Origin of the sequence: Halobacillus faecis, from assembly GCF_007991335.1 — a bacterium.
In the GTDB taxonomy this organism is placed as follows: domain Bacteria; phylum Bacillota; class Bacilli; order Bacillales; family Halobacillaceae; genus Halobacillus; species Halobacillus faecis.
Window position 1 is genome coordinate 161,071 of record NZ_BJYD01000006.1, and the last position, 13,056, is coordinate 174,126.

A 13,056-nucleotide genomic window follows, 5' to 3' on the forward strand; every position below is an offset into this window, starting at 1 on the left:
TCGTCAGATTATCCGATCGGCTGTTCTTTAAAAGCAGCCAGTGCATTGGTCACTTTGCCAAATTCCGATGCATGCGGACGGTCATCTCCATCGGCATAGCCATAATCGACCATGCGGTTGCGGTTCAGACAAAGCTTGGTCATTTCCGATTTGAAGAAGTCGAACAGCTCAAACCGTTCTTTCAATTCAGGGAACCTGCTCTGATAGTCGAGGATCGACGCGGCAAGCAGCTGCCAGAAGACTTCTTCATCCAGGAGATGATGCTCCTCTAGAATATGGCTTAAATAACGCAGGTGGCAGATGAAGAGTCCAGTAAAGATGAACTGCGTCAAACCTTCTGGTGGTTCTGTCCGAAGCACGGCTTTCATCTCTTCTGTTACATGCTGAAGTTCAGGAAATGGCTGATCCGTCACATTCACATCATCGACAAAGTCTTTGACGGCAAGACGATGCGGCTCGTTATCTCTCAGCACGAGAATCGTATTCTGCCCGTGCGGCGAAAAGACCGTCCCATATTTGTATAAGTAGTGAAGCAATGGATCCATGACTACTTTATAGAACTTCTTCATCCAATCTTCCGTGTCCAGGGCAGAAGATTCGATTAATGATTGAATAAAGGGTTTTCCATGATGATCTTCGTGAACGAGCGCCGCAAGTGTGATAGCCTGCTCGCCGTCTTCCAGATACGTATAGATGCTTTCACGCCAAATCGTCCCCAACATTTCAAGGTACTGATAAGGAGCATCCTTAACCGCAGCGTACTGCTTTTGATCCACATTGATGCTTGCGTTTTCCCCAGGCAGAATCACCCGGCACTCATTCTTCAAAAAGTCGTCTTGGTCATAAAGGCCTTTGATCCACTCCGTGACTTTTGGTGCGATCACCGTCCGCTCGGAAGGCAGGCCGCGGTATACGAGCGTATTCAGGATACTCATCGGAAGCTTGACATGATGTTTCTCTTTGGAACTTCTATTCACAAACGTACGGATCGACTGTTGCGGTAGATAAGCGTCGTCTCCATCTCCCACAGCAATGATCTCCTTTTTTGCGATTTCTTCCGGGAAGTTTTGGATCAGCTGGTTTTTCCACTGCCATTCATGGACCGGGAAAAAGTAATAGTCTTCCGGATCACGGTTTTGTTTCCTCACCTCGGCAAAGAAGCTTTCCCGCTCTTGTTCACTCAACTCCTCATGGAGAAGTTTTTCATAACTGAGGTTTTGAACCGATTGGAAGGTGGCTAGATTTTTATGAGCGGCTATCCAGGAAAGCTTTACTTCCTGCTGGTGCTCCGGTGCAAAGCGCAGGTAATCATCATAACCGAAGCCGATCCTCCCTTTGTTGTAGGTGATCCACGGGTGTCCCTTCATATACCCTTCAAGCTCCGCATAATCGATAGAAGAGAGCTCATCAGACGAACGGTCTGTCTTTTCCATCAAATGCACGTCAGCGATTAGAGTTGCGTTCATTTCTCTAATCAGATGGCCGGTCGTTTCTGGAGACATGCCGATGATTTCCTTTAAATCAATCAGCAGTTCGATGGCATTGTCCGCTTCTTTTTCCTCCCCCTGCTCCACTTTTTTCAAATCCTCAACCGAGACATCAAAACTGTCGAATAAACGTTTTTCAGCAACAAAGCGGTACGATTTCTCCTTGGAAACGGAAAGTTCGTACGTTCCCTTTTTCTCTTCTGCACGTAAAACCTCGGGCTGAATCATATCTTCGTACATATATTCAGCGAACATTTTCGCCATCAATTGTTGATTGGCTTTTTTCCAATTCTCTATGTTCAATTTTTCATGAATATCCTCTTGAAATAACAAACCGATTCCCCTCTTTCTTATGATTGATGTGGAGTGGCCAAGGCCTTTTTCGTCCCGAACGTTTGGAAGACGTTATTTTGCTGTATTGAATAAATGTCTCTTTCTGCAATCCTGTTGATGATCACCGCATTGCGATGCGCCCCAAGTCCAAGGTCAGGTGCGCCGACGCCGTGGGTGTGAAGTTCGCCATTCTGGATGAAAATGTACCCATCCGCCTTGAGGTCCGTAGCCAGGTCATATCCTTTGTTCACCGTAAACCGCCCCTGATCATCCCAAGTGATGCTGTCCTTTATCCTTGAGAAAAAGGCGGGCACACGAGGCTGATATCCCGTCCCTAAAATGACCAGGTCCGCCTCCATCTCTACAGGATCTTCGGTTACTTTCTGATAACCTATTAATCTCAAATGGCCCCCTTCTGGTTGAATGGTAGTCACTTCTGTCATTGCTTGAAGCTGGATCGATGGATCGGTGTTGCCGACCGTCCGCTCATAAAGATGGTCATAAATGGCGGCGATCGTTTCAGCACTGATGCCTTTATATAGTAGATCCTGCTTATGTAACAACTGGTCTTTCTTCCATTGAGGCAGCTCATAGAAGAAATCGATGTAATCCGGAGAGAAATACTCAAGCCCAAGCTTTGAATACTCCATCGGAAAGAACCCTTGCGACCTTGTGTACCACTGAAGCGAACCGCCTACTTCCTCCTGATGTTTCGCCACATCAAGGAAAACTTCCGCCGCGCTCTGTCCCGATCCAATGACGGCTACAGACTTGGATAAGTCACACGATGGTTTCCGCTTCAAATATTCGGACGTATGAAAAACGGATGCTCCCAGTGAGTCCTGGAGCGCTTCCGGCACCCGGGGCTCCGTACCAATGCCCATCACGATGTTTTTTGCGGTGTATGTGTATTCTTCACCTGTAATGGAATCCTGAGATTTCACTTGATAAAGCGTTTTTCCACCGAGTTCTACAGTGCTCACCTGGGTGACTTCCTTGCCGAACCGCAAGCTGTCCAACCGCTCACTCACCCAGCGACAGTAGTGATTGTATTCTTTTCTCGGAATGTGGAACTTCTCCAAAAAATAAAAGTTGTACAAGCGATTGTGTTCCTGCAGGTAATTTAAAAAGCTGTGCTTATTCGTGACATCCGCCATGCTGACAAGGTCTGCAAAAAAAGGCACCTGCAGCGTCGTCCCTTCCATCAACAGATGAGGGTGCCACTGGAACTCTTCTTCTTTTTCTAAAAACAGCGCGGACACATCATCAACAGGATCCAAGAGCGCAGCCATTCCTAAGTTGAACGGTCCAAGCCCGATGCCGATCACATCAAAGATTTGCTTTTCTGTATTCATCGTTCCACCTCGATTCGAATGTTTCTCTCTCACAAAACATCAGCTGTGCCTTTTTATCCGGCAGCTGGATGGGAGCGATTGGTGTAAACCCGCAATTTTCAAAAATATGAATCATCTTGTCGTTCCGAATATCAGGCTCTGCCACGACTTTCGTTGTCGCATCATACTGAAATTGCAAACGCACCATCGCTCTTAAAAGGGGCAGGGCAAAGCCTGAACCAAGGTAATCCTTTTCCCCGATCAATAGATGGATGCCCTGATCGTAGGCTTTTGGAGAGTATGAGTTTTCTAAGACATCCCCTTTGACCCAGTAGGCCTCCCAATAACTCATCACTTCCCCGTCGATCATGCCGAGATAAAGCGTCTGATGAGTGTCGTCCAGTGCTTTCCGGTAATGTTTTTTAAACCGGTCAAACGGAAGATTCAACTGCCAAAAGGGATGCACATGGTCCTCATTCATCCACTTGTGAACCAACGCGACATCTTCCATTAGAGCTTTCCGAAATGAAAGGGTGCGCTGGATCGTTTCATCATAAATCTCAAACTCAATGCTCATGGACGACTCCCACCTTTGCCGCAAGCGGGTTATCGACGGCTGTATAAACCGACTGGGCTTCCATCGGACCGACCAATTCATCCATATCATACAAACGGGTCAGCAGATTCGCTTTACAAGGAAGCTTGTCTTCTTCCAAGAGCGTCTGCACAAACGAAGATGGAAGATGCTCGATCAATCGGCTGCGAAGAAGGTCAATCAATTTTTCTTCATTAACTAATCGATTTACACCGAACCCATTGATCAGACCATACAAATGATTGAAAAAGAAATAGTAGCGCAGACGTTCATCCGCGACGTCATCCTCACAGATCGTATCGCTTTTGCTGTTTAATGAAGGAAGCAGCTCTGTGAGTTGATCCGCTTTGGACCGGCTGAAGTAGTAGCCCTGGTTATCCCTGTAATAAAACGTGGAAGGATACCCTTTTTCCAGCCTGACCACCGAGTTCTGCTGATGAGCTTCAAGGGCAATCCCGTACGTGTGATGCAGCCAAAGGATAGGATCCAGGCTGATCGACAAGTATTGATCAAACCAATCCAGACTCACCTCTTCCACCGCTCTTCCTTCCCTTTCCGCAATGCTTTGGATGATTGTCGAGATTCTGGACGGTCCTCCATACGCATGGTCCTGGACCAGCCCAGCGACAAGACTTACCTGCTCGTCATTGTCATAAAAAGGATTTTCCCTTAAGGAAACTTCAAATCCTGAGATTTCTTTCGATAAACGAAGGTTGATGACTGCAGGATCTTTCATCATATGGAAATTCGGATGATGTTTCTTCATGTGATCTCCAAGCTCTGTTTCAAGTAACCGCGAAACTGCCACGCCTCTAGCCAGTTCCTTCGGCTGGTTCGCCCTTAAGGAATTCGTTATTTTGACCGGGACAGAGAATTTGTACATAAAACGGGAAGATTCACTGTACAGCGTCCGGAACGAAGAAGTCGCTGTAAAACGGAGGCCGGCTTGTCCAAGGTGTTTGATGTCTCCCGAATCAAGGTACCTTTGGACTTCCGCATCCTTTAAAACCACAGGCACCTGTAGCGGATGCATGGGTACTAAAACGCGTCCTTTGTCCCATTCCTCCACAAGTAGTTCCGCTCCTTCCGTATCTTTGACGCCTTCGAAGATGCAGGTGGATGCGGAACGATCCAAGCTGGAATCTTCTTCAATAAGATCGGGATTCACACTGAAATAGTGGAGTTGGAAACGTCCTTTATATTCCGGGGAGTACTGGAGGTCATCCGCATCGGTCAGTCCTTGTTTGCTTTTCGGTGTCGGGTGCAGCAAATGCCCGAACAACAGCGACTGTTCTGCTTCGATAAATGTAAAATCTTCGTCCATCAGCTGATGACGATCCTCGAATCTCGCTGCTACATACTCTTTCATTTTCTTACAGCTGAGCAGCACACGCAGGACAAGCTCATCTTCTGCCCATTCCTGTCCATTGCCGATGAGCCATTCTTTCACAAGGAGGGTCGTCATTGTGACATAGTCCAGAGTATGAGATTCTTCCTTTCCTTCTATTTGATAAGTCACCGGGAAGTCAAACAAGTGCCTCCCAGTCAACGACCAGTAGTTCACAGATACATGGATGACCATGTGTTGCCTGCCCAAAGGGATGGACAGCCTTTTTCGATCGTCTGTATTCATCCACTCATAGTTGCCTGTTTCTCTTAAATAGCAATTCAAAAAGCTTTGCATCGTCGCCTTTTCGGCCATTTCTTTTGCTTTATTCAATGAGGTGTCCTCCTAACATCTGTTTCGCTGTATGTTCAATCTCATCAATGACGGCCAACACATCTTCTTCCGTCGTCCGTGGATTCAAGATCGTAAATTTCAAATAGGTTTCTCCTCTGACCGATGTTTTCGCAATCACAGCCGTTCCTTCATGAAAAAGCTTTTGCTGGATCTTTCGGTTCAAACCGCACACATCCCGGCTTCCTTTTGGCTGATACTGAAAGACGACAGCCGAAAGTTCAGGATACGGATTTTCAACACAGAAAACGGAACGTTCCTCCAGTTCTCCTGCAGCAAACTGCGCGACTTCCATCGTCTGATCCACCATACTCCCTAGCAAGCGCGTACCGAGGACCTTCAAGGTCAAAAGAACTTTCAATGCATCAAACCTGCGCGTCGTCTGGATGCTTTTATTCACAAGGTTCACAATGCCTTCTTTTTCATCCTCTTCAGGATTCAAGTAATCGGCATGGTGGGATAACAGCCGAAGGTGCTTCCTCTCTTTGACGGCAAACATTCCACAGCTGATCGGCTGAAACAGCCACTTATGGAAGTCGAGTGTCACCGAATCCGCCCGCTCCATTCCAGAAAGCTTGTCTCCATGTTTCTCACTGAGCAGAAGTCCTGCCCCGTAGGCCGCATCCACATGAAGCCAGAGGCCTTTTTCTTCACAGTAATCTGCCAAACCATCAAGCGGATCGATGCTGCCGTAATCCGTCGTCCCACAGGTGCTGACAACCGCATAAGGCAGAAGCCCTTCCTGCTCCAGTTGTTCAACCGTACGCCTAACCTCATGGCGATCCATCCGATGGTCCTCGTTGACAGGAACCGGGACGACCGCCTGCTCGCCAAGACCGAGCTGTGACACTGACTTTTTCACAGAAAAATGTGCTTCCTCAGAACATAAGACTCTCATCTTTTTGAACGATTCCGGCAGGCCGTCTTTTTGGACGTTGTGCCCCCATTTCGAGAGACAGAATTCATCACGGGCGAGCAGCATCCCCATATAGTTGGACTGTGTTCCGCCACTTGTGAACACCCCGTCCCCTCGTGCTGACAACCCGATCAGTTGGCACCAATAACGAGTCAGTTCCTCTTCGACGTAAGTCGCTGCCGGGCTCTGATCCCATGAATCCATCGATTGGTTCAGCGCTCCGATGATCAGTTCCGCCAGTACGCCGGGTAAAACCGGCGGGCAGTGTAAATGGGCCATGCTCCTCTCGTGGGAAACGTGGAGACTGTTTTTTATGACCGGCCCTTTGATTTCCTCGAGGACTTCATGTAGCGACTGCGGTTCTTCAGGGAGATGAAGCACCCCGCGGAGCTCCTGCTGGATGTCATGAACGGTCTTGCCTTCCAACGGTCGATCCATGGTTTGAAAAACTTCCGCCAGTGTATCGACGACCAGTTCGACATGGTTTCGAAAATGCTCTCCTCCCTCTTCTCCGTGTTGAAGGAAAAACGATTCAAATGCGGAAACGGCTGATTGCTTTGTTGTCGTGATCATGCCCTCACTCCGCGACAGAAGCAGCAACGGCTTCTTTGAAGATGGACACAATCGTATCGACCTGCTCTTCTGTAATGATGAGTGGTGGCAGGAACCTAAGCACAGATCCATGGCGGCCTCCACTTTCAAGAATCAACCCACGGTCAAAACAGGCTTTCTGAATCCGGCTCGTCAATTCAGGATCTGCCGGGTAACTGCCATCTTTGCCGGCTTTACCAGATGGGTCGACGATTTCCACCCCTAGCATCAAGCCTCGTCCACGGACGTCCCCAAGCTGCGGGTAATTTTTTTGCATCTCGCTTAGCGATTGAACAATCTTTTCGCCCATTTGTTTGGCGTGTGCCGAAAGATTGTTTTCTTTTACAAATTTGAGTGTGGCTGTACCTGCGGCCATGGCCATCTGGTTTCCCCTGAAGGTCCCAATATGAGCGCCGGGCTCCCAAGCATCAAGGTCACGATCATAAACGACAACCGATAACGGAAGACTGCCACCGATCGCTTTCGACAGCACAAAAGCATCCGGAACAATGCCTGCATGTTCGAAAGAGAAGAGTTCTCCTGTGCGTCCGATTCCTGTTTGGACTTCATCGATGATCAGTGGAATCCCACGTTCTTTTGTAATCCGGCGCATTTCCTGAAGCCATTCAATAGGGGCCGGAATCGAACCTCCCTCTCCTTGAACGGTTTCAAAAATCATCGCTGCCGGAGGGAGAATGCCGCTTTCCGGATCATCCAGCAGCTGTTCGATGTATGTAGCACTCAGCTCTGCTCCTTCTTGTCCCCCTTTTCCAAAAGGACAACGGTAATCATAAGGGTAGGGAAGGAAGTGGGTATCCGGCATCAACCCCTGCACCCTCTTCTTCGGTCCAAGGTTCCCGCTGATGGCCATCGTCCCGTGGGTCGCCCCGTGATACCCTCCCTGGAAGGTGAGAATGCTTTGTCTCCCCGTCGCTGTTTTGGCAAGCTTCAAGGCCGCTTCAATCGCATCGCCTCCGGTCGGGCCGCAAAACTGAACCTTCGCACGATCCTGGAATCCTACTGGAAGACTGGAGAAAAGCTCATCCACGAATTGTTCTTTCACTTCTGTCGTAAGATCCAGTGTATGTAAGGGCAGTTTATCGTGAAGGACTTTTTCCATCGCTTTAATGACGGCCGGGTGATTATGACCCAACGCCAATGTTCCCGCACCGGCCAGACAATCGATGTAACGGTTGCCTTCCATATCTGTAATGTAAACCCCTTCTGCTTCCTGGATGGCTAATGGGAAACGGCGCGGATACGACCGTGCATTCGATTCTCGCTGATTCTGTTGATTCAATAATTGCTGATTGGATTTCTTTAATTCGACACTCATGTGATTCCACTCCTTTTCGTTTGCTCCATGTCTTACCGTTATACTATTTGATAATGATTATCAGTGTCAATACTAATTGAAAACCATTATCATTATCAATTACACCCCTACCCTTTGGTACAGAGCGGTTTTCACCGGATCGGAAAGCCGATTATTTTTCTGATAATTAAGGAATTTGTCACGAATAAAAGCAGGCGGTTTTAACTAGAGGAGACCCAATTTCTAGGATTTTCTTCCCCTGTGTAAAATTGGGTAAAAAAAGTCCACCTTCGCAAACGAAGGTGGAACACGTTATTTATACAGCCTATCTTTTAGTGTCCTCGACATATTCTCCAAGGCTTCCGCAGACCGGTCGACGACCCCTGCCATATTGATAAAACTGTGGACGAGATCTTCAAAATGGAGGTGATTCACAGTCACTCCAGAGGCTTGGAGGCGCTCAGTATAAGCAAAGGCTTCTTCTCTGAGGGGGTCGTATCCTGCGGTCACCATCAACGTAGGAGGTAACTTGGCCATGTTTCGAGCCCTTAATGGGGACACGAACACATCCTGCCCATCTTCCTCCTTTTTCAAATAATGCTGGAAAAACCATTTCATTTTTTCATTTGTCAGGTTGTATGTATAATTCGTCTTATAAGAAGCCGTATCAAAGTTATAGTCCAACACAGGAGTAATCAGAAATTGATGAGAAATTTCTATTTCCTCATCATCCATGAAATAAAGAGCTGAAGCAGCAGCCAGGTTACCTCCAGAGCTTTCTCCTCCAACAGCCACCCGCTTAAGGTCTCCATTCCATCGCTCAGCCTCTTTGGAGACCCATATGATCGCATCCAAAGCATCATGGAAAGCTGCCGGATACTTATGTTCAGGCGCAAGGCGGTAATCGACAGAGACCACAACGGTTTGAGCTTGTCGGGAAAAATACCGGCACACGTTGTCTGAACTATCGACATTCCCGAATACCCAGCCACCCCCATGGAAATAAACAAGCACAGGAAATGGCCCTTCCCCTTCAGGCGTATAGATTCTTACTGGAACTTCACTCCCTTCTCTACCCCGAAAGGAAGAATCAACGACAGAAACCCCGTGGACAGGCAGATCTTTAAAATATTCTCTCGCCACTTTGTAATAGTTTCTTGATTGTTCAGGGGTCAACTGATCCAGCGGTGGATGTTCAAGCTCAATCATCCGATCTCCAATGGTTTTGAGTAAGCGCAGGACTTGTGCATCTACTTTCATACCACCAGCTCACTTTTAGACGTTTCCATCCTTGTCAACGTCTGGACTTCAACACCATTGTCCCGCAATGATTTTTCAAATGCTTCTTTCGCTCCCACGATGAGAGAGGCTTGTTTCCCATGTAGATCAATGCGGCCGAGATTTGCTCCACCCACCTGCTTCAAAATCGGAATCACAATCCGGTTGCGCCTGTCCGGTTCACCGATGATTCTTGTTGCTTGGTAACGTTCAAACAGGAAGTGAATCATCGCACGAACGAGGGATAAACCATCTTCCTTATTCAATAACGGACGAGGGCCGATTAAGAGATGCATGCCCAAATCCCCGCATTGATAACTGTAATAGTCCTTGATTGGATCCTTTTCAATCGCATAGGCAATCAGATAACAGACAGGATCGCCATTGTATGTACCGATGTAACCATCCTTATGCTCCGCTTCTACAGACTTCCGCACCCAGGTACGGACCTCCTCCATTGGAAGGTTCAGCTTCCAAAATGGCGAAATGTGCTTCTGATGCATCCAGTCGTGCAGCAGCTCCACGTCTTTTTCTTCATCCAAGGGACGAAAAGAAAAATCCGATTCTTTCTCTCCCTCTTTCACCTTCAGTTCCGTCATATCATTCATTCTATCTCCTCCTCATCAACAAATGATAACGATTTTCATTATCATTTGTTGATGATTATAAAGAAAGATGCGATAAAGAACAACCGATCTTTAGACCTAAAGGGGACTGATGAGAAATCTTGAATTAGACTGTTTTTCCCTTTCCCCCTTTAAAAGAAAGGAGCGTAGGCTCTAATGTACTACGTGTCTAAGTTGATTCTATCTACCTGCCAAAAATGTAAAAAAAGGGACTTCCTCAACCTGAGAAAGTCCCCTCTTGTTATTCTTCACTGTTCTTTTCATACTCAGCCAGCGTCACAGCAATATCATCTTCAACATCCTTTACAGAACCAAGATAATTGTTCAACAATATCGAAAAGATCAACTCTTCCCCATCGGCTGACGTCACATATCCAGATAGCGAGGTTACGCCCGTCAACGAGCCCGTTTTAGCCCGCACGTTATCTTCTGCAGCTGTGTCATTCATACGATAACGAAGCGTACCACCAACAAAACGTTCTCCATTGCCTGCGACCGGAAGAGATTCCCAATAAGCAGGGAACCACTCTTTATTTTTCACCTTGTACAAAAGGTTGGAAATCTCATTGGCCGGAACCATGTTCACATGGGACATCCCTGACCCGTCACGAAGCCGCATTGTATCCGCATCAACGCTGTTGTCATTCAAGAAATCTTCCACAACCTCCAACCCTTTATCCCAGCTACCTTCACCATGTACCACTTTCCCCATCTCTTTGAGCAATACTTCCGCATGTCCATTGTTACTGATTTTCATGAACGGGATAAACAATTCTTCAAGAGGGATGGATTCCTGGGATAGCAACACTTCTGCAGCCTTCGGTGTTTGACCGTCTACGACCTCTTTGCCTTTCACCTTAATTCCCTCATTCTCTAAAGCTTTGTTAAAGAGATTTAGCGCGAGACCCGTCGGTTCGGAAACCGCAATCCATGATCTTGAACGGCTTCCATCGACAGGGATCGTTCCTTCGATGACAATTTGGTTGGTCTCGTGTTTACGCTCAATGGAAATATCTTTTAATTGGTCGGAAGGAACCGTTGTGGCCCGATTTACAATTTCCACATAATCGTTTTCAGGTGTCACTTTAATCTCTGCCGGTCCACCGATCGTATCAGACGGGTGAGCCGCTACGATGACCGTCCCCGCATCATACTCCTCATTTGGAGAAACCGTCAGGGCAGATATTTGAGCACCCGTATAGTTGGTTTCATCGTTCCAGGCAATATCTTCAGATAAACGAATATCATCATACCACGTATCATCTGCGACAAGGTCACCTTTCACTTCCCGGATCCCTTTTTCTTTCAACGACCGGGCCATAGCAACCACGTCTTTTTCCATCAACGTCGGATCGCCTTTTCCTTTAAGATACAAATCTCCATGAAGTTTTTTTCCTTTGATTTCCCCCTCAGCAAGGATTTCAGTCGTAAACGTATAACCTGGTCCAAGAACTTCCATCGCTGCAGCTCCTGTCAGCAACTTCATATTCGATGCAGGCTTCAAACGAAGATCCCCGTCATGTTCATAGATCACTTCCCCTGACTCTGCTGAACGAATACTTACTCCGGCGAGGGCGCCATCAAGATCTTCATCCATTAAAATCGTGCGGATTTCTTCACCAAGGTCGTCGTTCCCTGCCATTACCCCCGCATCCTCATACGTCTGAAATGGGGTCAAGATTAAAAAAGAAGCCATCATCAAAAAGACCATTTGTTTCCAACGAAACGGGTTCATCACTATGTATAGACCTCCTTGAAAATTATGGATAATTACAACCTTACCAAAAATAACAGAAAGTTATAACTATTTTTAGGATAAGAATAAAAACAGTGCCATAGTCGCAGTCTTTAGTACTTCACCCGTTTTTATACCATTTTGGCCTGACCCTCCCGCTTATAAAAAGGTGAAGCGTAAGCATAAAACATTCTCATGCGGGGGCCACACCCTTATTAAGTGAAATTAGGCAAATTCACCAATTCGTAAGAAACGATAGGCGAAGATATCGGAATTGAATAGGATGAAGAGATGTATTCAAGGGAGGCGAACATTTATGTATCACATGAATTCTTATCCCCCATATTTACACCAGCGTCAGCAAGGGGCCATGATCTGCTTTCCCCAAGGGCAGGGAGCTCAGATGCAAGGGGGCATGCAAGGAACGATTACAGGAGAAAACGGTGAAGAAATGACCGTCACCTGCTACCCCTTATATCCTCAGACTGGATCGCAGAATGGAACGGGAAATGGAGAAAGCAACGAAGAAACCGGAAGTCAGGGAAATGGAAGTGGTGAAAATGGCGGAATGACGCAATTGCCTGAAATTCCATCCCAGGGGCAGAGCGGAACCGGGAATGGCAATGGGATGATGCCGGGATTCCCTATGCCGGGGCAAAATGGTGGTGGCAGCGGAAGTGGGATGATGCCAGGGTTCCCTCAACCAGGTGGAAACCAAGGTGGCATGCCAGGTGGGGGAATGACGCCGGGACTTCCAGGTATGGGAGGTCAATCACGCGGTTATTTAGAACCCGCACCTTGGATCTATCAAGGTTCCCATCATTACTACAAATAGAAGATTTGGTGCCTGCCCAGGAACGACTCCACAGAAAGGCAGGCCCCTCCTTCATTCAAATTGCAGCCCCATCAATATCAAAATAAGCTCTAATGCAGGAGAATTTACATTACCGAGAAGCCGTCCTGAATTAAATATGCTGGATATCGATAATTTATTTTAAAAATTTTGTAAATTCGACATATTTTACTTAACGCACAAGGAATAGAAGAGTAGAATTCTAAGTAGGTTCGGGCTATTGATGAAAATGACAGAAAGGAAGTGACTCTAAAG

At 47.1% G+C, this 13,056-nt stretch carries 10 protein-coding genes; 1 reads left to right on the top strand and 9 read right to left on the bottom strand.

The features are described from left to right. Positions 1-8 precede the first annotated feature (8 nt). The 9 genes from HFA01_RS04615 to dacB all read right to left on the bottom strand — a co-directional run bounded on the left by HFA01_RS04615 (position 9) and on the right by dacB (position 11,948). Positions 9-1,820: an IucA/IucC family protein gene (locus tag HFA01_RS04615; RefSeq protein ID WP_146813693.1), complete on the bottom strand. Its 1,812-nt coding sequence runs from the start codon at positions 1,818-1,820 to the stop codon at positions 9-11. A gap of 17 nt (positions 1,821-1,837) precedes the next feature. Continuing rightward, on the bottom strand, positions 1,838-3,175 hold the full coding sequence (locus HFA01_RS04620) for a lysine N(6)-hydroxylase/L-ornithine N(5)-oxygenase family protein (protein ID WP_146813695.1): 1,338 nt from the start codon (positions 3,173-3,175) through the stop codon (positions 1,838-1,840). Then, entirely contained in the window at positions 3,150-3,698 is a 549-nt protein-coding gene (locus HFA01_RS04625; RefSeq protein ID WP_146814002.1) for a GNAT family N-acetyltransferase, read from the bottom strand. The genes HFA01_RS04620 and HFA01_RS04625 overlap by 26 nt, the downstream gene beginning before the upstream one ends. Before the next feature lie 22 nt (positions 3,699-3,720). Continuing rightward, positions 3,721-5,469 (bottom strand): IucA/IucC family protein, encoded by a 1,749-nt coding sequence (locus HFA01_RS04630; RefSeq protein ID WP_146813697.1) that lies wholly within the window; start codon positions 5,467-5,469, stop codon positions 3,721-3,723. Next, entirely contained in the window at positions 5,462-6,976 is a 1,515-nt protein-coding gene (locus HFA01_RS04635; protein ID WP_146813699.1) for a pyridoxal phosphate-dependent decarboxylase family protein, read from the bottom strand. The genes HFA01_RS04630 and HFA01_RS04635 overlap by 8 nt, the downstream gene beginning before the upstream one ends. 4 nt (positions 6,977-6,980) lie before the next feature. Then, on the bottom strand, positions 6,981-8,330 hold the full coding sequence (locus HFA01_RS04640; protein WP_146813701.1) for an aspartate aminotransferase family protein: 1,350 nt from the start codon (positions 8,328-8,330) through the stop codon (positions 6,981-6,983). A gap of 291 nt (positions 8,331-8,621) precedes the next feature. Beyond that, the gene (lipP1, locus tag HFA01_RS04645; RefSeq protein ID WP_146813703.1) at positions 8,622-9,569 is read right to left on the bottom strand and encodes a LipP1 family hormone-sensitive lipase; all 948 of its coding nucleotides are present in this window, start codon (positions 9,567-9,569) and stop codon (positions 8,622-8,624) included. Continuing rightward, a complete protein-coding gene (locus HFA01_RS04650; protein WP_246139272.1) occupies positions 9,566-10,195 on the bottom strand; it encodes a GNAT family N-acetyltransferase in 630 nt (209 codons plus the stop codon). Before HFA01_RS04650 ends, lipP1 begins: the two co-directional genes overlap by 4 nt. Before the next feature lie 259 nt (positions 10,196-10,454). After that, positions 10,455-11,948: a D-alanyl-D-alanine carboxypeptidase/D-alanyl-D-alanine endopeptidase gene (dacB, locus tag HFA01_RS04655; RefSeq protein ID WP_146814005.1), complete on the bottom strand. Its 1,494-nt coding sequence runs from the start codon at positions 11,946-11,948 to the stop codon at positions 10,455-10,457. A 316-nt stretch (positions 11,949-12,264) separates the two neighbouring features. Between dacB and HFA01_RS04660 the strand changes: the two genes are divergently transcribed. Continuing rightward, complete coding sequence (locus HFA01_RS04660) at positions 12,265-12,783, top strand: hypothetical protein (protein ID WP_146813705.1); 519 nt, start codon at positions 12,265-12,267, stop codon at positions 12,781-12,783. The last annotated feature ends 273 nt before the right edge of the window (positions 12,784-13,056 follow it).